The 21,769-nt window shown below is 73.4% G+C and carries 22 protein-coding genes; 12 read left to right on the top strand and 10 right to left on the bottom strand.

Features of this window, described 5'->3' with window-relative positions:
- Nucleotides 1–63: 63 nt before the first annotated feature.
- A complete protein-coding gene (locus PWG71_RS27010; RefSeq protein ID WP_274812846.1) occupies nucleotides 64–660 on the bottom strand; it encodes a TetR/AcrR family transcriptional regulator in 597 nt (198 codons plus the stop codon).
- A 138-nt stretch (nucleotides 661–798) separates the two neighbouring features.
- Here PWG71_RS27010 and PWG71_RS27005 point away from each other — a divergent pair, with 138 nt between their 5' ends.
- Together PWG71_RS27005 and PWG71_RS27000 are read left to right on the top strand one after the other, a co-directional pair.
- Nucleotides 799–1,398, top strand: a complete 600-nt coding sequence (locus tag PWG71_RS27005) for a flavodoxin family protein (protein ID WP_274812845.1) — start codon at nucleotides 799–801, stop codon at nucleotides 1,396–1,398.
- Complete coding sequence (locus tag PWG71_RS27000; protein WP_274812844.1) at nucleotides 1,395–2,492, top strand: NAD(P)H-dependent flavin oxidoreductase; 1,098 nt, start codon at nucleotides 1,395–1,397, stop codon at nucleotides 2,490–2,492. Before PWG71_RS27005 ends, PWG71_RS27000 begins: the two co-directional genes overlap by 4 nt.
- A 79-nt stretch (nucleotides 2,493–2,571) precedes the next feature.
- Here the strand turns inward: PWG71_RS27000 and PWG71_RS26995 are convergent, their stop codons facing one another.
- The gene (locus PWG71_RS26995; RefSeq protein WP_274812843.1) at nucleotides 2,572–3,255 is read right to left on the bottom strand and encodes a TetR/AcrR family transcriptional regulator; all 684 of its coding nucleotides are present in this window, start codon (nucleotides 3,253–3,255) and stop codon (nucleotides 2,572–2,574) included.
- A gap of 93 nt (nucleotides 3,256–3,348) precedes the next feature.
- Between PWG71_RS26995 and PWG71_RS26990 the strand changes: the two genes are divergently transcribed.
- Both PWG71_RS26990 and PWG71_RS26985 read left to right on the top strand, forming a co-directional pair.
- A complete protein-coding gene (locus PWG71_RS26990) occupies nucleotides 3,349–4,089 on the top strand; it encodes an NAD(P)-dependent oxidoreductase (protein WP_274812842.1) in 741 nt (246 codons plus the stop codon).
- Nucleotides 4,090–4,150: 61 nt separating this feature from the next.
- Nucleotides 4,151–5,368: a DUF418 domain-containing protein gene (locus PWG71_RS26985; protein ID WP_274812841.1), complete on the top strand. Its 1,218-nt coding sequence runs from the start codon at nucleotides 4,151–4,153 to the stop codon at nucleotides 5,366–5,368.
- Between the two features lie 213 nt (nucleotides 5,369–5,581).
- Here the strand turns inward: PWG71_RS26985 and PWG71_RS26980 are convergent, their stop codons facing one another.
- Nucleotides 5,582–8,086 (bottom strand): MMPL family transporter, encoded by a 2,505-nt coding sequence (locus tag PWG71_RS26980; protein ID WP_274812840.1) that lies wholly within the window; start codon nucleotides 8,084–8,086, stop codon nucleotides 5,582–5,584.
- A 59-nt stretch (nucleotides 8,087–8,145) separates the two neighbouring features.
- Nucleotides 8,146–8,811, bottom strand: coding sequence for a TetR/AcrR family transcriptional regulator (locus tag PWG71_RS26975; RefSeq protein ID WP_274812839.1), 666 nt, complete (start codon nucleotides 8,809–8,811; stop codon nucleotides 8,146–8,148).
- Between the two features lie 389 nt (nucleotides 8,812–9,200).
- On the opposite strand from PWG71_RS26975, the gene PWG71_RS26970 reads away from it, so the two are divergent.
- Nucleotides 9,201–10,412, top strand: a complete 1,212-nt coding sequence (locus PWG71_RS26970; RefSeq protein WP_274812837.1) for an MFS transporter — start codon at nucleotides 9,201–9,203, stop codon at nucleotides 10,410–10,412.
- A 96-nt stretch (nucleotides 10,413–10,508) separates the two neighbouring features.
- Complete coding sequence (locus PWG71_RS26965) at nucleotides 10,509–11,405, top strand: LysR family transcriptional regulator (protein WP_274812836.1); 897 nt, start codon at nucleotides 10,509–10,511, stop codon at nucleotides 11,403–11,405.
- A gap of 20 nt (nucleotides 11,406–11,425) precedes the next feature.
- Here the strand turns inward: PWG71_RS26965 and PWG71_RS26960 are convergent, their stop codons facing one another.
- Nucleotides 11,426–12,277, bottom strand: coding sequence for an NmrA family NAD(P)-binding protein (locus PWG71_RS26960; RefSeq protein ID WP_274812835.1), 852 nt, complete (start codon nucleotides 12,275–12,277; stop codon nucleotides 11,426–11,428).
- Between the two features lie 219 nt (nucleotides 12,278–12,496).
- On the opposite strand from PWG71_RS26960, the gene PWG71_RS26955 reads away from it, so the two are divergent.
- Entirely contained in the window at nucleotides 12,497–13,756 is a 1,260-nt protein-coding gene (locus tag PWG71_RS26955; RefSeq protein ID WP_274812834.1) for an FAD-binding protein, read from the top strand.
- Between the two features lie 176 nt (nucleotides 13,757–13,932).
- On the opposite strand, the gene PWG71_RS26950 is transcribed toward PWG71_RS26955, so the two are convergent.
- Both PWG71_RS26950 and PWG71_RS26945 read right to left on the bottom strand, forming a co-directional pair.
- On the bottom strand, nucleotides 13,933–14,898 hold the full coding sequence (locus PWG71_RS26950) for a hypothetical protein (protein WP_274812833.1): 966 nt from the start codon (nucleotides 14,896–14,898) through the stop codon (nucleotides 13,933–13,935).
- A 44-nt stretch (nucleotides 14,899–14,942) separates the two neighbouring features.
- A complete protein-coding gene (locus PWG71_RS26945; RefSeq protein WP_274812832.1) occupies nucleotides 14,943–15,494 on the bottom strand; it encodes a TetR/AcrR family transcriptional regulator in 552 nt (183 codons plus the stop codon).
- Between the two features lie 93 nt (nucleotides 15,495–15,587).
- On the opposite strand from PWG71_RS26945, the gene PWG71_RS26940 reads away from it, so the two are divergent.
- From PWG71_RS26940 to PWG71_RS26930, 3 genes are all read left to right on the top strand, one after another.
- Nucleotides 15,588–16,208 carry a DUF2867 domain-containing protein gene (locus tag PWG71_RS26940; RefSeq protein WP_274812831.1) on the top strand — a complete coding sequence of 207 codons (621 nt, stop codon included), beginning with the start codon at nucleotides 15,588–15,590 and terminating at the stop codon, nucleotides 16,206–16,208.
- Nucleotides 16,205–16,639: a DUF6463 family protein gene (locus PWG71_RS26935; protein WP_274812830.1), complete on the top strand. Its 435-nt coding sequence runs from the start codon at nucleotides 16,205–16,207 to the stop codon at nucleotides 16,637–16,639. The genes PWG71_RS26940 and PWG71_RS26935 overlap by 4 nt, the downstream gene beginning before the upstream one ends.
- Before the next feature lie 67 nt (nucleotides 16,640–16,706).
- The gene (locus tag PWG71_RS26930) at nucleotides 16,707–17,183 is read left to right on the top strand and encodes a DUF4240 domain-containing protein (RefSeq protein ID WP_274812829.1); all 477 of its coding nucleotides are present in this window, start codon (nucleotides 16,707–16,709) and stop codon (nucleotides 17,181–17,183) included.
- On the opposite strand, the gene PWG71_RS26925 is transcribed toward PWG71_RS26930, so the two are convergent.
- On the bottom strand, nucleotides 17,147–18,103 hold the full coding sequence (locus tag PWG71_RS26925; RefSeq protein ID WP_274812828.1) for a 1-aminocyclopropane-1-carboxylate deaminase/D-cysteine desulfhydrase: 957 nt from the start codon (nucleotides 18,101–18,103) through the stop codon (nucleotides 17,147–17,149). The genes PWG71_RS26930 and PWG71_RS26925 overlap by 37 nt on opposite strands.
- Before the next feature lie 59 nt (nucleotides 18,104–18,162).
- Between PWG71_RS26925 and PWG71_RS26920 the strand changes: the two genes are divergently transcribed.
- Nucleotides 18,163–19,260 (top strand): CdaR family transcriptional regulator, encoded by a 1,098-nt coding sequence (locus PWG71_RS26920; RefSeq protein WP_274812827.1) that lies wholly within the window; start codon nucleotides 18,163–18,165, stop codon nucleotides 19,258–19,260.
- A gap of 64 nt (nucleotides 19,261–19,324) precedes the next feature.
- Nucleotides 19,325–20,539, top strand: a complete 1,215-nt coding sequence (locus PWG71_RS26915) for a glycerate kinase (RefSeq protein WP_274812826.1) — start codon at nucleotides 19,325–19,327, stop codon at nucleotides 20,537–20,539.
- A 33-nt stretch (nucleotides 20,540–20,572) separates the two neighbouring features.
- Here PWG71_RS26915 and PWG71_RS26910 read toward each other — a convergent pair whose 3' ends face one another.
- Together PWG71_RS26910 and PWG71_RS26905 are read right to left on the bottom strand one after the other, a co-directional pair.
- Complete coding sequence (locus tag PWG71_RS26910; RefSeq protein ID WP_274812825.1) at nucleotides 20,573–20,809, bottom strand: hypothetical protein; 237 nt, start codon at nucleotides 20,807–20,809, stop codon at nucleotides 20,573–20,575.
- A gap of 24 nt (nucleotides 20,810–20,833) precedes the next feature.
- Entirely contained in the window at nucleotides 20,834–21,730 is an 897-nt protein-coding gene (locus tag PWG71_RS26905; protein WP_274812824.1) for an EamA family transporter, read from the bottom strand.
- Between the last annotated feature and the right edge of the window lie 39 nt (nucleotides 21,731–21,769).

Raw genomic sequence — 21,769 nt, 5'->3', positions numbered from 1 at the left:
GGCGTCGTCACGGTGGCGGGCGCGCGCTCCGGTCGGCCGGTCCTCCGAGGCGTGCGCCCGTCGTCACCCGAGCCCGAGCAGCCGCTTCGCGTTGGGCCAGACGTCGTCCAGCAGGGTGGGGTCGTTGCGCACCCGGGCCAGCAGCACGGTGCCCTCGATCTGTGCGACCAGTGCCCTGGCCAGGGCGTGTTCCGTCCCCGTTCCCCCGATCAGCCCGGCGCTCCGCGCCCGCGCGACCAGGTCGGCGATCATGTCGACCTGCTCGTCGAACACGAGGACCAGCCGTCGCCGTACCTCGGGCTCCCGTTCGCTCACCTCCGCGGCGAGGTTGCCGTACAGGCAGCCGTGGATCGTCCCCGATTCGCCGTAGTCGGCGCGCTGGACGCCGATCAGGCATTCGATCAGCGCGCGGAGCCCGTCCACGGGCCCGTCGGCGTCTTCGAGGGACGCCTCCAGCGAACGTCGCTCCTCGGTCCACCGCCCGTCCACCGTCTCGACGGTCAGGGCCTGCTTGGAGTCGAAGAAGTGGTAGAAGCTGCCCTTCTTCACGCCCGCCTCGGCGCAGATCTCGGCGACACCGAGGGCGGTGTACCCGCGAGTGCGCATGAGTCGGCCGGAGGAGTCGAGGATGCGATCCCTGGCGTCGCTGGTGCGTCCCATGCGTCGAGGGTATACGGACGGTCAACTACCGGGCGACGGCCCTCGCCGACCAGGGCATTGCAAAATAGTTGACCGGTCGTCTATATTGATCCCGCCGGGGTCGACCCGGCCCATCCGATCTGCGAGAGGGGACACCCCGTGTCCGATGTCCGAGTCTCCGTCGTCTTCCACAGCGGTTACGGTCATACCGCCCGCCAGGCCGAGGCGGCCGTCCGGGGCGCCGAAGGGACCGAGGGCGTCCGGGCCTCGCTCCACGACGCCACCGTGCTCGACGAGGGTCTGTGGTCCGCGCTCGACGCCGCCGACGCCATCGTCTTCGGCACCCCCACCTACATGGGCGGCGTCTCCGCCGCCTTCCAGACGTTCGCCGAGGCCACGTCCTCCATCTGGCAGCGGCGGGGGTGGCAGGGCAAGCTCGCCGCCGGGTTCACCAATTCCGCGGGGACCAACGGCAACAAGGACACCGTGCTCAGTGCGCTCGCGGTGTTCGCCGCCCAGCACGGCATGGTCTGGGTGCCGCTCGGCCTGCTCCCGGGCGGGGAGTACTCCAGCCGGGGCCACCGCGACGACCTCAACCGGCTCGGCGGGTTCACCGGGGCCATGGCCCAGTCGTCCTCCGACCTGGGTCCCGACCTCGCGCCCGCCGGCAGTGATCTGCGCACGGCCGAACACCTGGGCGCCCAGGTCGCGAAGGCGGCGCTGCGGTTCGAGCACGGGCGCGCCGCGGTGATGGCGTGAGGACCTCGCGCCGGCCCGGCGCCGATCTCACCGACGTCCTGGGGACGCGCCACCCCATCGTCCAAGGACCGTTCGGCGGAGGGCTGTCCACGGTCGCGCTGGTCGCGGCCGTGTCCGAGGCGGGCGGCCTGGGCTCCTACGGGGTCCACGCCATGGCCCCGGAGGACATCGGCCCCCTGGTGGAGGCGATCCGGGCCGCCACCTCCGCGCCCTTCGCCGTCAATCTGTGGACACCGCGCCCCGACGAGGAGCGCCCGGTCCCCGACACCACCGCCCTCGCCGCCCACACCGACCGTCTGGCCCTTCACTACGCCGAGTTCGGTCTCACCCCGCCGAACCTGGCCCAGGCCAACGCGCGGATCGACTTCGACGCCCAGCTCGACGCCGTCCTGGCGGCCCGGCCTCCGGTGATCAGCGTGGTGATGGGACCGCCTCCGCGCCGACTGGTCGAGGGAGCCCGGAGCATCGGGGCCCCGATCGTCGGCACCGCCACGACGGTGGCCGAGGCCCGAGCCCTGGAGGAGGCGGGCTGCGACGTGATCGTGGCCTCCGGGAGCGACGCGGGCGGACACCGGGGATCCTTCCTGGCGCCCGTGCGCGAGTCGCTCGTCGGCACGTTCTCCCTGATCCCACAGGTACGCGACGCCGTGTCCGTGCCGGTGGTCGCGGCCGGCGGGATCGCCGACGGGCGCGGGGTCGCCGCCGCCCTGACACTGGGCGCCGACGGTGTCCAGGTGGGGACCGGGTTCCTCCGGACCCCGGAGTCCGGCGCGAGCCCGGCCCACCGTGAGGCGCTCTCCTCCGAACGGGCGCGGACCACCGTGCTGACCCGGCTCTTCTCCGGGCGTCCGGCCCGGGGGATCGCCAACGCCCTGGTCCGGGGCATGGCCGATGCCGAGGACCGGGTCCCGCCCTACCCCGCCCAGAACAACCTGATGCTGCCCATCCGGGCGCGGGCCGCGGCGTCGGGGCGGGCGGACCGGCTCAACCTGTGGTCGGGGCAGGCCGCACTGCTGGCCTCCGGGGAGAGCGCCGGGGATTACCTGTCCGCGCTCGTCTCCGAGGCCGAGAAGGTGCTCGGAACCCCTCTGTGAGTTCCCCTCCGAGGTCGGCCCGTCGCCGTGCGACGGGCCGACCCCTCCCCTCCTCGCGGCCCCGGTCCGGAGGGAGGACTCAGACCTGGTCGGGGTGCAGCGCGTCGAGGATGAGCGTGAGCCCGAACGCGAACCCGTCGGTGAGGTCCTCGCCGAGGGCCTGTTCGGTGATGACCTCGGCCAGGTACGGGTGGGAGCCTGCCGGTAGAGCGCCCAGGATGCCTCCCGCGACCTCGTCGAGCCCCTCGCGGTCCGCGAAGGGCAGGCTCGTCTCCTGGAGTACGAACCCGTAGAGGTAGCTGTCGATCACCGACACGGCCCGCACCGCCCCCGCGATGGAGAACCCTCCCTCCCGCAGGACTCCCAGGACGGCGTCGTGGTGTCGCAGCGTCGCCGGGCCGGGGCTGCTGCGGGAGTCCATGAGGCCGACCGCCCACGGATGGCGCCGCAGCGTCGCGCGCGCCGATTCGGTGCGGTCGCGCACGGCCGTTCTCCAGGTCGAGGCCGGATCCGGGAGGTCGATCTCGGCGAACACCGCGTCGACCATTCCGTCGAGAAGGTCGCCCCTGTTCGCCACGTGGTTGTAGAGCGACATCGCCTCGACGCCCAGTCGTCCGGCGACCGCGCGCATCGTGACCCCGGGCTCGCCCTTCTCGTCGGCCAGCGCGACCGCCTCGGTGACCACCCGCCGCCGACTCAGCGGGACCCGCGTGGGGCGCCCCCGTCGGGGGCCGGTGTTCCGCTCGGCGTCGCGCTCCTCCATGGACCTCTCCCTCGGGGCTTGCTGAAACTTACCACGTAAGTATATCGTTACTTACGTTGTAAGTAGAAGTGACGGCGTGAGGAGGGCGGGGCGATGCGGAAGGTCTGCGTCATCGGGGCTTCGGGCAAGTTGGGGCGGTACATGGTCCGGCACGCGCTGGACCGCGGATACGAGGTCGTGGGCGTCTGCCGTGAGCGCAGTGTTCCCAAGCTGGCCGAGTTCGCGGATCGGATCACGGTCGTTCCCGGGCCCACGAACGACCGGGAGGTGATCCGGCGGGCCGTCGCGGGCTGCGACGGCGTGCTGACCGTGCTGGCCCCCTGGGGGGTCCGGCAGTACTCCTCGGGCACGGCGCAGGCGGTACTCGACCACGCCGAACCCGACGCCCGTCTGGTCTTCTCGTGCGGCTGGCACGTCGCCCGGGACGACGGGGACCGGTACTCCCGGACGTTCAGGGCGACCGTCCGCGTCGTCACCCTGCTGGCCCGCCTCGTGCGCGCCGTCGAGATCGACGATCAGCTGGAGGCGGGCCGCCGGATCTTCGCCAGCGACCGACGGTGGACCCTCGTCCGCGGTAGCGACCTCGAAGAGGGCGAGAGCCAGGGTCTGCCCGTGTGGAGCCGCCACGTCGGCGACCCGGTGCTGGAGAGCAACCTGACCCGTCGCGTGGACTTCGCGCTGTTCATGGTCGAGGCGCTCACGGACGACACCCTCGTCCGCGAGGCCCCGGCCATCGTCGGATGCCGGACTCCCAGCGCGCTGGCCCACGCCCAGGGCCGACGTTCCCCGGGGCTCCCCGGAGACGGCGCCCCGTCATCCGGAGAGAACCCGTAGCCGCCCGGCCCGGCGCGCGAGCGCCCGGATCCGCTCACCCTCCCCCCGGAAGACGGAGACCATGATCGACCACGCACCTTCCCCCCGCCCCGACGGGCGTGCCCTCGCGCCGGACCTCGCCCGCGGGATCATGCTCCTGTTCATCGCCCTGGCCAACGTGCCCTGGTTCCTCTACGGGTCTCCGACCTGGGGTGTCAGCGCCCACCACGCCGACGGCACCGGCCTCGACGCCGTCTGGCAGACCGTCGCGATCATCGCGATCGACGCGCGGAGCTACCCGCTGTTCGCCTTCCTCTTCGGCTACGGCATCTGGCAGCTCCACACCAGGCAGCGGGCGATCGGCCTGGACGAGAGGTCGGTCCGCCGACTGCTCCTGCTGCGCCACCTCTGGATGATCGTCTTCGGCGCGGTCCACGCCGCCCTGCTCTGGTTCGGGGACGTCCTGGGCGCGTACGGACTGGTCGGCCTCCTCGTGGTGCTGCTGTTCCTCCGCCGGGGGAACAGGACCCTCCTGGTGTGGGCCGCCGCGCTGTTCGGCCTTCTCGGCGTCCTCGCCGTGGCCCTGCTGGTGGCCGGAGCCGTCCTCTCGCCGGGGGCGGACGCCGCGTTCGAGGGGCCGGTGTCGCAGATCGCCGCCATCACGCCCTACACGGCCTCGATCCTGCCGCGACTCGGGATGTGGGCGGTCGTGACGGTGGGACAGGGCGTCCTGGGGCTCGTCGTGCCGGTCGCCGTGCTCGTCGCGATCGTCTGCGCGCGGCACCGGGTGCTGGAATCCCCGGAGTCGTACCGGCCGCTGCTGGCGCGCACGGCGGTCCTCGGCATCGCCCTCGGATGGGCGGGCGCCCTTCCGTCCGTGCTCGTGCGGCACGGCGTGTGGGACGTCCCCGAGTGGACACCGCTCCTGCTCCACGGTCTCACCGGCCTGTTCGGCGCGCTCGGTTACGTGGCTCTGATCGCCCTCGTCGTCGCGAGCCTCCCGACCGGGCGACCGGCCGGGACGCTCGTGCGCACCCTGACGGCCGTCGGCAAGCGGTCCCTCTCCTGCTACCTGCTCCAGTCGGTGGTCTTCGCCCCCCTGCTGTGCGCCTGGGGGCTCGGGCTCGGCGGTGTCCTCACCCAGTGGCAGGCCGCCCTCGTGGCGGTCGCGACCTGGCTGCTCTCGGCGGTCCTCGCGGCCGCGCTGGAACACGCGGGCGTGCGCGGGCCCGCGGAACGGCTGCTGCGCGTCCTCGCCTACCGTGACCGGGATCCGTCCGCCACGCCCACGGCCCCCTGACACCGCGTGGGAGGGAGAACGGTGAGGGCACGGGGACGCCCGCCTTCCGACCGACACCGGACGCCTCCGCGCGCACGGCCGCCGTTCCCGCCCCGCGGTTCCCGGTGCCGTCCTCGACCGCCCACGCCGACGGCCCCCGTTCGAGCGCTCCGTCCCGATGGGGCGGTGGCCGAACGAGGGCCGTCGGTGCGAACGCCGTCGATCCCCGGAGCGTCAGCGGTGCTCGGCGGGGACCCCGGCCCGAGCCTCGGGGGAGCGCGGGTCCTCCCCGCCTCCGGTCTCCCCGGCCCCGGCCGAGTGGCGCCTCTCCAGGGCGGCGCCCTCCACGTCGATGTCGGGCAGCAGCCGGTCCAGCCACTTCGGCAGCCACCACGCCGCGTTCCCCGCGAGGTGCATGAGCGCCGGAACGAGCAGCATCCGCACCACGAACGCGTCGATGAGCACACCGAAGGCGAGCGCGAACCCGATCGAGCTGATCATGACGCTGTGCGAGAAGACGAACCCGCCGAACACCGAGATCATGATGATCGCCGCGGCCGTCACCACCGCGCGCCCCGCCCGAAAGCCCTGCACCACGGCGGCGCGGGCGGGCGTCCCGTGCACGTACGCCTCGCGCATGCCCGTCCCGATGAAGAGCATGTAGTCCATCGCCAGCCCGAAGAGGATGCCCGCCAGGATCGTCGGCAGGAAGTTCAGCACCGGACCGGTGTTCTCCAGCCCGATGAGACCGCCGAGCCAGCCCCACTGGTAGACGGCCACCACGCCGCCCAGCGACGCGAAGAACGACAGGATGAACCCGAGCGTGGCCACGATCGGCACGAGGATCGACCGGAACACCAGCAACAGGATCACCAGGGACATCCCCACGACCACCGTCAGGTAGATCGGCAGCGCCTCGTCGAGGGTCTCGGAGATGTCGATGTTCCCGCTGGCCATACCCGCGACGCCCAGGACTCCGGTGCCCTTGATCGGCTCCAGGCCGCGCAGGTCGTGCACGAGTCGCTCGGTGGACTCGCTGGTGGGGCCCTCCACCGGGACCACCTGGAAGGCGGCGTGGGTCTGGTCGTCGGAGACCGCGATGGGGGCCACGGCCGCCACGTCGTCGTGCGCGTGGATCTCCTCGGCGATCAGCGCCTGCTCCCGCTCGGCGTTCAGCTCCGCGGCCTCCTCGTCCGGGCCGCCGGTGAGCCGCGCGACCACCAAAAGGGTGCCGTTGTTGCCGGCGCCGAACTCCTCCTCCACGATCGTGTGGGCCCGGTACTGGGTGGAGTCGGTGGGCTCGGAGGAGCCGTCGGGCATGCCCAGCCGCAGGTCGAGGGCGGGCAGGGCGACGACCACCAGGGCGGTCACCGCGACGGCGGCGCGCAGCAGGGCGCCGCCGGTCGACATCGGCCGCACCGGTTCCGGCGCGGTCCCCCCGTTCCCGGACGCCCGCTCGGCGAGTCGGGCGCGCTCACGGCGGGACAGGATGCGGACGCCGATCAGCGACAGCAGCGCCGGGACCAGGGTGATCGCGACGACCACGGCCACGGCGATGGCCACGGCGCCCATGGTGCCCATGAGCCCCAGGAACCCGATCCCGGTGAGGTTCAGGCCCAGCAGCGCGATGAGCACGGTCGTTCCGGCGAAGACCACGGCGTTGCCCGCGGTCCCGTTGGCCAGGCCGATGGACTCCTCGACCTCCACGCCCTGCTTGAGCTGGCGGCGGTGGCGGTTGACGATGAACAGCGCGTAGTCGATGCCCACGGCCAGGCCCAGCATCAGGCCCAGGATCGGGGTCACGGACGCCATCTCCAGCACCCCCGACAGCGACATCGCGATCAGGGTGGCGATGCCGACGCCGACCAACGCGGTCAGCAGCGGGAGCCCCGCGCCCACCAGGGTTCCCAGCATGATCACCAGGACCACGGCGGCCACGACCACGCCGACCACCTCGGCCGGGCCGAACAGGGTGGGCAGGCTCTGGGCCATGTCGCTGTTGAAGTCCACGGTGGTGCCGGGCACCGGGTCGTCCTCGAAGACCGCCATCACGGCGTCGCGGGTCTCCTGGGGGATGTCCATCTGCTCGTCGGTGAAGGAGACCATGACCAGGGCGGTGTCGCCGTCCTCGGAGACCATGCGCAGGCCGGAGGCCATCTCCATCAGGGATTCGCCCCGCTCGACCTCCGCCAGGCCCTCCTCCAGCTCCTCACGACCCGCGTCGATCTCGGCCTGCCCGCCGTCGAACACCGCCTCGGTCAGGTCGAGTGTCCCGTCGGCCTCCGCCTGCTCGCGGGCCGCGTCGAGCTCCGCCTGCCCGGCGTCGAGTTCTTCGAGTCCCTCGTCGATCTCCGCGCGGCCCTCCTCCAGCTCCCGGGCTCCGTCGGCGCGCTCGGCCTCGGTGGCGAACGGGTCGACGGCGGCCGAGACCCCGGGGACCTCGGTGGCCCGCTCGGCGCGGTCGGCGATCGCCTCGCGCTGCTCGTCGGTGAAGGGCGATCCGCCCTCGGTCCGGTACACGACGGTCCCCGCTCCGCCGCCCATGTCCGAGAACTCCGCGGACCGGAGTCGGTCCACGTCGTCGGTGGGTGTGCCGGGGATGGAGAAGCCGCCCTCCAGCTCCCCGGAGAAGAGGAGGAACGCGGCGCCGGACGCCACGAGCAGTGACAGCCAGATCGCGATGACGGTGCGGGCGCGGTGTGCGCACGCCCGTCCGAGTCCGTAGAGCAGTTCAGCCATGGATGTGCCTTCGCCGAAGGAGAGAGGGATGGGGAGGAGTGGTGGGGGCACGGGTGCGCTCAGGTGGTGCCGACCGAGCCGTAGCCGTCGCGGGTGACGGTGAGGATGCGCTCCAGCAGCGTGGACCAGACCCGGCGGGACGCGTCGTCCAGGGCCCCGCCGGTGATCCGCTCCCAGTGCTCCACGATGACCGCGCCGCCGCCGATGACCGCGCCGCACATGAGGTCGACCACGAGCGGGTCGGCCCGCGGGTGGCGGCGCATCACGATCGCCGACAGCCGTGTTCCCACGTCGGTCATCGCCCGCTCGAACAGCGCCGCCCGGCCGGCCGGGGGCGTGCCGCCCCCCTGCCGGACGAAGTGCTTGAGCCGGGTGATGGGGGTGAGCAGGTCGGTGCCGCGGATGGCGTCGGCCAGGGAGTCGAAGATGTTCGCCCCGTCGTCGTCGGTGCCGTCGTCCGCCGCGTCGAGGTTGGCGCCGATCCCGTCGACGATCTCCTCCAACATCCGGCCGAACACCTCCAGGAGGATGTCGTCCAGCGACCGGAAGTGGTTGAACACGGTCCGCCGGGAGACGTCGGCGCGCTCGGCGAGCTGCTCGACGGTGAAGCCGGTGTCCCCGCGCTCGGCCGTCAGCGCGGCGGCGGCGTCGATGATGGCCCGGCGGTGGCGGGACTTCAGGGCCTCGCGCCGGTCGGTCGGGGGTGGAATGGGCCGATCGTTCACGGTTCCACGCTAGACACCTGAGTGCACTGAGTGCAACGACGCACTGAGTGCACCGTGTCACACTCGCCGGACGGCCCAGCGCGTCGTGCACGGCCCGGCCGACCGGCACGCGCGGGGCCCGCCGCGCCCCTTCGGACGGTTCACCGGCCGAACACGGCGGCCCCTGGACCCGTGGCGGACGTCGCCGGTGAGCCGATGCCCGGTGCCGGCAGGGGGATCTCCGTGCGGCCCCGAGCGCGCGCCCCGGTGCTCCGAGCGCGGGAGAGCCTTTATGGAATTCACGATGACCACAATGGGAACGGGCGGCACGGGCACGCATCTCCGATCACGATGGATCCCATGAAAAGAATGCATTGGACGTCCGGTATTTCCCCGCCGACGATGAATGCATGACGAATCCCCTTTCCGATGCCGGGGCGCGGACACCCGCCCGCCGACCGCGCACCTCCCCGGTCCTGGCGGTCATGGCCGTGGCCGCGGGTCTGTCGGTGGCGGGCAACTACTTCGCCCAGCCGCTGCTCGGCCTGCTCCGCACCGAGCTGGGCATGACCACCACCGCCGCCGGCCTCACCGTCGCGGCGGCCCAGATCGGCTACGCGATCGGCCTGGGCCTGCTGGTCCCCCTCGGCGACCGCTACCCCCGACGCGGCCTGGCCGCCACGCTGTTGGCGGCCACCGGCCTGCTGCTGGCCGCGGCGGGCACGGCGCCCACCGGGTGGCTCCTGCTGGCGGCCACCGGCCTGGCCGCCGTCACCTCGGTCGGTGCCCAGGTCCTCGTCCCCTTCGCCGCCGAGCTCGCCCCGCCGCAGCGCCGGGCCCGCGACATCGGCATCGTCATGGCCGGAGTCCTCGCCGGAGGCCTGCTCGGCCGCGCCGCCTCCGGTGTGGTGGCCGAACTCGCCGGGTGGCGGACCGTCTACTGGGCCACCGCCGTCCTGCTGCTGGTCACCGCCGTCATCGTCCTGCGCGTCCTCCCCGGCGGCGGTGGCGACCGGAGCGAGGCCACGCGCCCGCTGCGCCTGTGGCGTTCCACGGCCGCCCTGCTCGCGGAGCTGCCCGGGCTGCGCCGCCCCATCGCGATCGCGGCGCTGACCATGGCCTCCTTCACCGTCCACCTGACCGTCGTGACACTGCTCCTGGTCGACCATCCCTACCGGTGGTCCCCGGCGACCATCGGCCTCGTCGGCCTCATCGGCGTGATCGGCCCCCTCGCCATGCCGCTGGCCGGGCGCCTCGTCGACCGCGGGTACCCGCGCGCCGTCCTCGTCACCGGCCTGCTCTCGGCCGCCGCAGGGTGGGCCGTGATGCTCCCCGCGCAGGGCGGCGGGGTCGGCTGGCTGCTCGTCGGCCTGGTCCTGCTCAACGTGGGTCAGACCGCCGTCCTCAACGCCTCCCAGACCACCGCCTACGAGCTGCGGCCCCGGGCGCGCAGCCGGATCAACGCCGTCTTCATGACCCTGTTCTTCGCGGGGGGATCCGTGGGCGGGGCGCTGGCCCCCGTGGTCTGGGTGAACGCCCACTGGACCGGGGCGTGCCTGCTGGGGATCGGCCTTGTCGGGACCGCGCTGCTCGTCGCCGCCGTCCCGCGCCGCCGGGCGTGAACGGCCCGGGCACGGTCCGCGAGGAGGCGCGGGGAGCGGGTCTCCACGCCCTTTTCCACCGGGAGGTCCGGGAAGAACGGTCGTTACGCTACCGCCATGGAACTCCAGCAGATGCGCTACGTCGTCGCCATCGCCGAGACGAGCAGCTTCACCCGGGCGGCCGAACGCTGCCTGGTCGCCCAGTCCGCGCTCAGCCACCAGGTCGCGCGGCTGGAGCGGGAGCTGGGCGCGAAGCTCTTCGAGCGCACCAGCCGCCGGGTGCGGCTGACGGCGGCCGGCGCGGCGTTCCTCCCCGCCGCCCGCCGGTGCCTGGAGGCCGCCGAACAGGCGGCCTCCGACGTCGCCGCCGCCGTCGGCGAGGTGCGCGGGCGGCTGGAGGTGGGCCTCATCCCCACCGTCGCCGCGGTCGACGTCCCCGGCGCCCTGCGCGACTTCCGCCGGCGGTACCCGCAGGTGCGCATCGGTCTTCGGGTGGGTGCCAGCGACGACCTCGTCGAACGGGTCAAGGCGGGGGACATCGAGGTGGCCTTCCTCGGGCTGCCCACCACGGCGCACCCCCAGGGCGTCAACGTCCGCGAGCTGGCCTGGGACCGGCACGTCGCCGTGGTCGCCCCCGACCACCCGCTGGCGGTGGAGAAGGAGGTGAGCCTGGAGCGGCTCGCCTCGGAGGTGTTCGTGGACATGCCCGCAGGGACGGCCGGACGCGTCCAGTCCGACCAGGCGTTCGAGGCCGCGGGCCTGGTCCGCGACGTCGCCTTCGAGGTGACCTCCGCCGAGTACATGGCCCGGCTGGTCGGGGAGGGGCTGGGCATCGGGCTGCTCCCCTCCGCCTACGTACCGCAGCTGACGGGCGTGACCACCATCGAGGTCACCGACGTGACGGGCCGCGTCGAGTACGTCGTCTGGGCCCGGAGCGGCACCACGCCCGCGGCCCGCGCCTTCCTCGACATCCTCGGCCTCCCCGAGCCGGGGAAGACGGCGGCCGCGGGCTGAGCCCGTGGCCGCCGCCCGTGTCACGGCCGGCCCAGCCACGCCTCCAGGGTCAGCAGCCCGGGGTGGCGGGCGCGAAGCCCCGCGATGTCGGCTCGGAAACCCTTCCCGCCGATCCAGGCGAACATCTTGGCGACCTCCGGGCTCCCGGCCCGCAGTTCCGCGTCCGCGAGCCGCTCGAAGCGGGTCGGGACGCCGTCGGCCGCGGTGAACACCTCGGCGATCCGACGCACGGTCAGCTCGTCCCCGGCGATGTCGATCCGACGGCCGGCGAACTCGGCTGCCCCGTCGAACACCGCAGCGGTGATCCGCCCGATGTCGGCCAGCGCGATCATCTGTAGCGGGGCGTCCGCGTCCAGCGCGAGCGGGACGACCCGCTCCCCGTTCCCCGGCGTCGGCAGGGTGTGCCGCCAGTTCTCCATGAAATAGACCGGACGGAGCACCGTGGCGGGTACGCCGACGGCGCCGACGTACGCCTCGATCTCCTCCTTGGTCTCGAAGTGCACCACCCCGGACCCGTGCCCGGCGGCCGCCGCGGAACCGTAGACCAGGTGCGCGACGCCCGCGTCGGCGGCCGCGTCGGCGACGTTCCGCCCCCGCCGCACCTCCGTTACGGGATCCGGGTCGGCCAGATCGCAGGGCTGGACGCTGAAGACGCCGTGTGCGCCCCGCGCCGCCGTGCGCAAGGACCCCGGGTCGTCGAGGTCGCCGGTGACCGTCTCCGCGCCGAGCGCCGCGAGCGCGCGGGCCGCGGGGGCGGCCGGGTCGCGCACGAGGGCGCGCACCGCCCATCCGCGGTCGAGCAGGGCGCGGGCGACGGCACCGCCCTGGCCGCCGGTCGCGCCCGTCACCAGAACGGTTCTCTTCGTGTGCACGCTGTTTTCCCTTCGCTTTCCCGTATTTCCGGGAAAAGCATCTCGGGAGCGGCGTCGCGCGTCCAATGTCCATTTTTCATTCCACCGATCGAAAAAGGAGATGGATGGCGGACCTCCGAGCGGTGCGGGTGCGGCGGGGTCTCCCCCGGAACGCCCGGTTCGGTAGCGTGGGCGGCCGACGCCCTCGGACTCCGCGGGCCGCGCACCCCTGGAGAGCCCATGTCCGCCCCGCCCCCTCCGGTCCACAACTGGGCCGGGAACCTCGCCTACGCCAGCCCCCGCATCCACCGGCCCGCCGACCCCGACGCCCTCCGCGCCCTGGTGCGCGACACCCCGCGGATCCGGGCCCTGGGCAGCGGCCACTCGTTCAACCGGGTCGCCGACTCCGACCACGACCTGGTGCGCCTGGACGCCCTGCCCCGGGAGATCGAGGTCGACCCCGTCGCGGCGACCGTGACGGTCTCCGCCGGGGTCCGCTACGCCGAGCTCTCCGCCGAACTGCACCGGCACGGTTCCGCCCTGGCCAACCTGGCCTCGCTGCCGCACATCTCGGTGGCCGGGTCCTGCGCCACCGGCACCCACGGGTCCGGGGACGGCCTGCGCTGCCTGGCCGCCGCCGTGCGCGGGCTCGAACTCCTGGGTCCCGACGGCGAACCGGTGCGGCTGGAGCGCGGTACCCACCCCGACGTCCTCCCCGGCGCCGTCGTGGCGCTCGGCGCCCTCGGCATCGTCACCCGCCTCACCCTGGAGATCGAACCGACCTTCTCGGTGTCCCAGCGGGTCCGGCTCGACGTGCCACTGGACGAGGTGGCCGCCGACTTCGACGCGGTGTTCGGCTCCGCCTACAGCGTGAGCCTGTTCACCGACTGGCGCGGGGACACCGGCCGGGTCTGGCTCAAACACCGCGAGGGCCTGCCGGAGGGCGCCTGGCGCGGGGGACGTCCCGCCGACACCCCTCAGCACCCCGTTCCGGGGATGTCCACCGACCCCGCCACCGCACAGCTGGGCCTCGCCGGCCCCTGGTTCGAGAGATTGCCGCACTTCCGCCCCGAACTCCCGCCGAGCGCGGGTGAGGAGTTGCAGTCCGAGCTCTACCTGCCGCGCGAGGCCGTCGCGGAGGCCTTCGCCGCCCTGCGCGGTATCGGACACCTGGTGGCCCCCGTGCTGCACGTCTCCGAGGTGCGCACGGTCCGCGCCGACGACCTCTGGCTGAGCCCCGCCCACGGTCGCGACTCGGTGACCTTCCACTTCACCTGGCTCCGGGACCCGGAGGCGGTGATCCCCGTGATCGCGGCCGTGGAGGAACGGCTCGCACCGCTGGGCGCCCGACCGCACTGGGGCAAGCTCACCACACTGCCTCCGGCGGACGTCGTCGGCTCCTACGAGCGCGCCGCCGACTTCGCCCGGCTTCTGGAGCGGTTCGACCCGGCGGGCAAGTTCCGCAACCCCTTCACCGACACGCTCTTCCCCCGCGCCTGACCCCTCCCGGAACACCTCGGGGACGGGGCCTCGGCGCCGCTCCCGCGGGGGTGGGGGCCCGGGGTACGGCCTCGGCGCGCGCGATCGTGCCCGTCGTGCCGGTCGCCTCCGCCCTGTTCCACGCGTTCCCCTTCGTGGCGTACGCGAGCGGCGACCTGCTCCGGGGTCCCCGCGCGCTACGCCGCGGGTCGCTCCGCGTCCCACCACGCGAGTACGCGCAGCGCGTGGAAGGTGAGCCACTTCGACGGCTCGCCCGGTGCCGCGTCCACCTCGAACCACACACGCCCCTCGTGCCGGCGCTCCTGGTGCCAGGTCCCGTCGGGGTCGCGGGCGTCACGGATGAGCCCGATCGCCTCCGCCATGCGCCCGTCGGGTCCGGTGCCGTCGTGCAGGGACGCCTCGCGGAAGTGGTCGGCGGCCTTGAGGACGCTGTAGAACCAGCGGAACGGGTAGGCGAAGTGCGTGGCCCAGGGCGCGTGCGACTCCCCGGTGGACAGCCGTCGGAACAGTCGCCGTTCCAGCAGGTACTCCTCCGCCGCGTGTCGGGCGTCGCGCAGCGCGCCGGTGCCGCCGGTGCGGATCTCGTGGTCGAGGATCCCCTTGATGGAGTTGAGCGTCGAGTGGAACGAGGAGCGGGTCGATCCCTCCACCCACGCGCAGTTCCAGCCCCCGTCGGGGAGCCGGTGTCCGACGAACCAGTCGGCGACGCGCGACACGTCGGCGCCCAGCCAGGCGCCGTTGGCGAGCGTGTAGCCGTTGACGCACGCGTCGACCTCTCCGCCCCAGTACGGCAGGTCGTCGTACTCCCAGCGGGCGTTCCGCGCCAGGAGGCCGGCGGTGTCCGGCCGGAGCGCGGAGGGTTCGACGCCCCACTCGCGCAGTGCGTTGAGCGACCAGGTGGTGGCCGTCCACGGCTGTCCCGGCTCGTCCGCCGTGGCGTCCGCGGGGAAGAAGGCGCCGCCCGCCCACCGTCCGTCGGGATCCTGTCTCGCGAGCAGTGCCGCCCCGAAACCCTCGACCGGAACCCGGGCGCGGGTCGCCCGCCAGGTCTCCTCGGGGGCGTACACGAGGTCGCGTTCCACCTGCCAGCGCAGACTCGGGTCGGAGTCGAGCAGCCAGTCGAGGACACGGGGTTCCGTCATGGCGGGAGGCTACCCCGGGACGGTGACGAACGACCTCGGGCCGGTCAGGGGCGGAGCAGGAACTCCCCCGCCATGCGGGCGTACTCGCGGTCGGTGCGGCCCGGGTGGTCCGCGGCGACGAAGTGGCGGCCGATCGCGAGCGCGAACATCAGCGCGCACCGCGCCTCGACCTCGTCCGGGTCGGCGATGAAGCTCGCGAACATCGAACGGAGGAAGCCCATCCGCACGTTGTCGATCCGTCGCAGCCGCTCCGCGACCTCCGGGTCCCGGCGGGCCCACTGGCGGACGGCGAGGTCGATGCGGTGCAGCTCGTCCGAGAAGGTCAGCTCCCCGGCGCGCCGGAGTTTCTCGACCGGGTCCCCGCCCTCGGCCTCGACGCGGGCGAGGACGTCGTCGGTGCAGCGCCGCTCCCACTCGTCGAGGAGTTCGGCGAGCAGTGCGGGACGGCCGGCGAAGTACCCGTAGAAACCGCCCTTGGTCACGCCGAGTTCGGCGGCCAGGGTCTCGACCCGGACCGCGTCCGGGCCGCCTCGGGCGAGGGCGTCGAGCCCCGCCTGGATCCAGCGGTCACGTGGGGTGCGGGCGGTGGGAGGCACTCGTTCACCTGTTCTCAGGGGTGTCGTTCCGTGCTTGTGTACGGTACCGTACATATGAAATATACGGCTTCGTATAGAACGAGGGGGCCGATCATGGAACGACTCGCGAAGTCCGCCCACACCGGGCATCCGTGGCGTGTGCACGACGTGGCGTCCGACTTCGAGGTCGAGGACGTCTGGGCGTTCCGCGTCCCCGGTGCCGGCCCCGACGACTTCCGGGCCGTGCTGGAGGCGATCCGCTCGTCCGGCGGGATCGATCGGATGTCCCCGCCGACGCGGTTCCTGTTCGCGGTCCGGTGGCGGCTCGGCGCGCTCTTCGGCTGGGACGACCCGGAGTCGGGCGTCGACGCGCGGAAGGCCTCGATCCGCCACCGCCTGCCCGACGACCTGCGTACCGCGCCACGGGGTCCGGATCACGCGAGCATGCCCCTGAAGGCGGTCTACGAGACCGACACGGAGGCCCTCCGCGAGCTGGTGAACCGGACCGCGCACGCCCTGATGCACCTCGGCTGGGTCCCGAGGGACGATGGCGGGCACGAGCTGCGCATGGCCGTCCTCGTCAAAACCGACGGCCGGCTCGGACGGCTCTACATGGCGGCCATCGCGCCCTTCCGCCACCTCATCGTCTACCCGGCCCTGGGCCGGCAGTGGGAACGGGCCTGGGCCGAGCGCGACAGGGTCGCGGAACGGCGCGACGAACGGGGTGGATCGTGAACGCCGAACGGAACCTGCTGCGTTGGGCGAGCGGCATCATGCTCGTGCTGGGCGTCGGACACCTGACGCTGCTGACGATCTCCTCGTGGTCGGACATCGTCGGCTGGGCCGAGCGGGGCGTGTGGGCCGCCGTCCCGCTCGGGTTGAACGAGACGGACCCGACGGTGGCGTATCTGCGGAACGAGGTCACCTTCTGGGCCGGTCCGGGAAGCTTCTCCGTCCCCCTGATCCTCCTGGGCGCCCTGATCCTGCACCTCGCCGGGCGCGGGGTGGCCGTCCCCGTCTGGGTCGGCTGGGGGTTCGCGGCATGGTGCCTCGTCGGCGGCGTCCTGCTCGTGCCGTCCCCCTACTTCGTGGGGGTCGTGGCGGGTGTGCTCATCGTCCTGGCGGCGCGGCGTCGGGCCCGCGCGGAGGAGACCGCCCCGGTGTGACCCCGGCGGTGCCGCCGATCGCCGTCCGGGCGGGACGTTCGTCGGCGACGGCGACGCTGCGGAGCGGGTGTCCCCGTCGGTGCCCTCCGGCATGCTGGACCGCATGGACGAGGACTTCTTCTGGCGGCTGATCGACGAGGGGCGCGCCGGATCCCCCACCCCCGACATCGACGCGGACCACCTGACCGCGTTCCTCACGGAACGGCTGTCGAACGGGACGGTGGCCCAGGTCGTCGGGTTCGCCGAGCAGCTGTCCCTGGCCCTGTACCGGCTGGACCGGCGCGAACACGGCGAGGCCCTGTCCTCCGACGCGTTCCTCTACAGTCGCGCCGCCGTCGTGGCCGACGGTCGGGAGACCTACGAGGCGGTGCTGGCGGATCCGGTGCTCTTCGCCCCCTACGCCGAGGAGCCGCTCTGGGCGGAGGGCCTGCTCTACGTACCGGACCGGGTCTACGAGCACCTCACCGGCGAGGAATGGCGACGCGACACCCGTCACTCCTACGAGTCCTACTCCAACCGGGACGGGTGGGCGTCGAGCCCCTGAGTTCCACGGCCCTCCCCGGTCCCGGTTCCACGCGGATCGGGAGGACCGGTGATCAGGGCGACCACCCTGGTACCGGGGCGCAGGCGCCCCCGGGCGGCCAGGTCGTAGATCCCCGCGAGCATCTTCGCCACGTAGACCCGTTCCGGTTCGATCCCGTGCCGGTTCTCGAAGTCGGCGACGAACGCCCGCAGCTCCGGCGGGTACTTCGCGAACCCGCCGAAGTGGTGGTCGGCGTCGATCGACCAGTTGTCCGTGACCGTGCCGGCCTCCCGTTGCAGTCGCCGCACCTCGTCGGCGAGGAACCCGCCGCCCTTGAGGACCGCGAACCCCAGGGCCCGGCGTCCCGGTCCCAGCCCGGCGGCCACCCCGGCGAGGGTCCCGCCGGTGCCGCAGGCGCAGCACAGAACGTCGAAGTCCACGCCGATCTCCCCGGCGACGGGCGCGCACCCCCGCACGGCCAGGGCGTTGCTCCCGCCCTCGGGCAGCAGGTGGAAGTCGCCGAACCGGTCGCGCAGAGCGGCGACGACCTCCGGGGTGTGCTTGGCCCGGTAGGCGTCCCGGTCCAGGTAGGTGAGTCGCATCCCCCGCTTCACGGCGAACTCCAGCGTGGGGTTCAGCGGTGGGCGCTCCTCGCCCCGGATCACCCCGACGGTCGCGAACCCGCAGGCCCGCCCGGCGGCGGCCACCGCACGGATGTGGTTGGAGTACGCGCCGCCGAAGGTCAGCAGGGTGGTGGCCCCGCGCGCGTGCGCCTCCCGGAGGTTGAGGTGGAGCTTGCGCCACTTGTTGCCGGGCACCTCGGGGTGGAGCAGGTCGTCGCGTTTGAGCCACAGCCGCACCCCGCGCAGGCGTGGGTCGTCGATCTCCGTCAGCGGAGAGGGCGACCGGACCGCCAGGTGACCGCAACCCGTGGACTCCATGCCGCCAGATTAGGGGCGGGGGAGGGACGGGGGCACCCGGGCTCCCTATCCTGGTGATCATGGCCGAGAACGCTGGTCGGACACCGTTGAGCGGGGCCCTCGCCCAGCGCGTGGTCGATCTGATCGCACCGACGATCAGCCACAACATCAATGTGATGGACGAGCACGGCACCATCATCGCCTGTCTGGACCCCGAACGCCGGGGCACCCTCCACCGGGGCGCCCAGCGGGTCATCGCGGAGGGGCGAGCCGTCCTCATCGACTCGCCCGAACCCGGGACCTCCGACCGCCCGGGCGCCAACGAACCCCTGATGATCGACGGTGAACTGCGCGGGGTCATCGGGATCACCGGCGACCCCCGGGAGGTCGCCCCGCTGGCGCGGGTCGTGGCGTTGTCCGTGCGGCTCCTCATCGCCCAGGAGGACGAACAGGACGCCGCCACCCGCCGCCACACCGAGGCCCGCGACCTCATCGCCGCCCTGACCTCGGGCACCTCCTCGGCCGAGTCCGCGCGGGACCGACTGGCCGCCGCCGGGCTGGCGCCGCCCTGGTCGCTGGCCCTGTGGACGGCGGCCGAACCCCGGCCGGACGGGGCGGCGGCCCCGCCGCCGCTCGCCGAGTCCATCGCGGCCCGCCTCAACACGGACCACGGGCGCCGTGCCGCCGTCCTGCACGGCGCCCTGTGGTCGGTGGGCTCGGGCGCCGCCTTCGCGCCTCCCGGCGTACCGTCGGGCGTCCGACACACCGCCACCGAACCCACCGACGACATCGAGGTGCTGTTGGCGCACGCCGAGGGGTCGCGGGCGCTGTGCCGCCGCGTCGGCCTCGTCCCCACCGCGGAGGACGCCGGACCCTGGTCGCGCGACATCGCGGTGGCCGTCGCCCACCTGCCACGGCGCACCCTGGAACATCTGGCCGGGCGGGCGTCGGCGCTGAGCGAGGCGCAGCGGCGGACCCTCGTCGCGGTGGCGTCGACGACCTCGATGCGCGCGGCGGCGGACTCGGTGTACGTGCACCGCAACACGCTCCTCCAACGGGTGGAGCGGATCCGCGCCGTCACCGGAGCGGACATCCGCCGCGCCGATCACCTCGCGGCCTTGCGGATGGCGCTCTACGCACACGAGGCACTGTGCCTTTCGCACACGAACGGACCATGAACCTCCGGGAAGTCCGGGCGGATCACCGTCGAATCGCACCGGTTTTCTCCCTAGGCTCTCCGTCATGTCCCATGCGTCGCACGTACACGACCAGGTCCCTCCCGTCCGCGTCGCCATCGTCCCGGACTCCTTCAAGGGCAGCGCCCGCGCCGTGGACGTGGCCGCGGCGATGGCACGGGGGGTCCACGACGCCTTCGCCGCCGCCGGCGTCGAGGCGCTCGTCCACTCCCTTCCGTTCGCGGACGGGGGCGAGGGCACCCTCGACGCGCTGCTCGGCGCCTGGGGCGCCGACGCGCTCACCGTGGACACCACCGACGCGCTCGGTCGACCGGTCCGGGCCCGCTACGGCCTGTCCCCGGACGGTCGGACCGGGGTCGTCGAGGCGGCCGAGGCCAACGGCCTGCCTCTGGTCTCCGACGTCCCCCTGCGCCCGCTGACCGCCACCACGCGGGGCATCGGCCCCCTGGTGACGGCGCTGCTGGACGCCGGGGTCGAGGAGATCCTCCTGTGCATCGGCGGATCGGCCACCACCGACGGCGGTGCCGGGTTGCTCTCCGCGCTCGGCGCGCGCCTGCTGGCGAGGGACGGTTCGGAGCTTCCCGACGGGGGCGGGAGCCTCGCCGACCTGCACCGCCTGGACACGGCCGGACTCGACCCGCGGGCCCGGTCCGTGCGTTGGCGGATCGCCTGCGACGTCACCAACCCCCTCCTCGGTGAGACGGGGGCCGCGGCCGTGTTCGGCCCGCAGAAGGGCGCCGCCCCCGACGACGTGCGCCTCCTGGACGCCGGTCTGCGCCGGCTGGCCGACGTGCTCGCCGAACTCAGCGGGGACGACGTCCGCGACCGCGCGGGCATGGGGGCGGCGGGCGGTCTGCCCGCACCGCTCACGGCGCTCCTGGGCGCCGAGGTCCTCCCCGGTTCCCGCATGGTCGCCGAGGTCCTGGACGCCGAACGCCTCATGGCCGACGCCGACCTGGTCCTCACCGGCGAAGGCCGGTTCGACGGACAGTCCCTGGGAGGGAAGGTGGTCGACGCCGTCCGCCGCCTCGCCCCGGCGGGCCGCCCCGTCGTGGTGATCGCCGGGGACGTCTCGGTGACCTCCGAGGAACTCCGGCGCTCGGGTGTCACCGCGGCCTTCTCCACCGCCCGAGGACCCCGCTCCCTGGAACGGATGCGGGAGGACGTCCTCGCCGACATCGAGTGGACGACCGCCAACTGCTGCCGTCTCCTCGCCCACCACTTCGCGTCCCCGGACGTGACGCGGGGGCCCCGACCGTGACCTCGTCGGCCCCGGCCCCGCGCCCGACCGCCTTCACGCCCCCGCCCGCAGGGGTGACACCAGGGGACGGTGCGCTCCGATCAGGCGGCAGACGAGGAGCAGACCCGCCGGCGCGGCCGTGACCACCGCGAGGACGAGGCCGAGCGGGGAGGGGAGTTCCTGGGTGAGCAGGAAGACGCCCACGACCGGCACGAAGACACCGAAGCTCCGACCCAGGGCGGATACGGACACCCGGGAGGTCAGCGGCGCGCCGACGAGCGATCCCGCCACGGCGGAGACCGAAGCCGACGTGGTTCACCGCCGGCCGTCCTCGGACCGTCCGGCCCTCGTCGCGCTCACCGCGTTCGCCGTCACCACCGCCGCGATCGCCGCCCAGTCCGGCCAGGCCAGGGACTGTTCCAGGACCACCAGCCCGGCCAACGCCGCCATCACCGGATGCACGCTCATGAACAGGCCGAAGAACCGGGCCGACACCCGTCGCAGGGCGTACAGGTCGCCCAGGAACGGCACCACGGAGGACAGGACCCCCGCCGCCACCGCACAACCCAGGGCCGCCCACGTCGGCGGCCCGTGCCACAGCACCCACATTCCGACCGGCAGGAAGACCAGCGCGGACACCCCCGCCGCGGCGGCCGCCCCCTCGACGCCCGGAACCCGCCGCCCCACCGTCCGATTGAGCAGGATGTAGGCCGCCCAGCAGGCGGCGGCCACCAGCGCCAGCCCGATCCCGAGATGGTCCTCACTGGGCCGGGGGCGCATGAGCACCGCCACGGCGCCCCCGGCGAGCAGCGCGCACACCAGATCCGGCCACCGTCGAGAGGAGGCCAACGCCACCGCCAACGGCCCCAGGAACTCCAGGGTCACCGCCAGCCCCAGCCCGATCCGGTCCACCGCCGAGTACAGGGTCAGATTCATGCATCCGAAGACCAGCCCCATGGCGACGATCGGCCACCACTGTTCACGGGTGAACGACCGTGGACGGGGCCGTACCACGGCGAACAACACCGCGGCCGCCACCCACTGGCGCACCGCCACCACACCGGCCGGGCCGATCACCGGAAAGGCCAGCGCGCCGACCGAGGCCCCGAGCTGATTGGACAACCCGCCGCCCAGCATCACGGCCACACCGGTGAGGCGTCCGTCCCCGAACCGGCCCGCGCCCTCGTCGCGCGCCTCCGTCGATGTCTCCATGCACGGATCATGCGGGCCCGCCGCACATGCGCAAAATGC

It is taken from the genome of Nocardiopsis sp. N85 (assembly GCF_028882275.1).
Classification (GTDB): domain Bacteria; phylum Actinomycetota; class Actinomycetes; order Streptosporangiales; family Streptosporangiaceae; genus Nocardiopsis; species Nocardiopsis lambiniae.
Note: the sequence above shows the minus strand (reverse complement) of the source record. Positions and strands in the feature narration are given on the sequence as shown.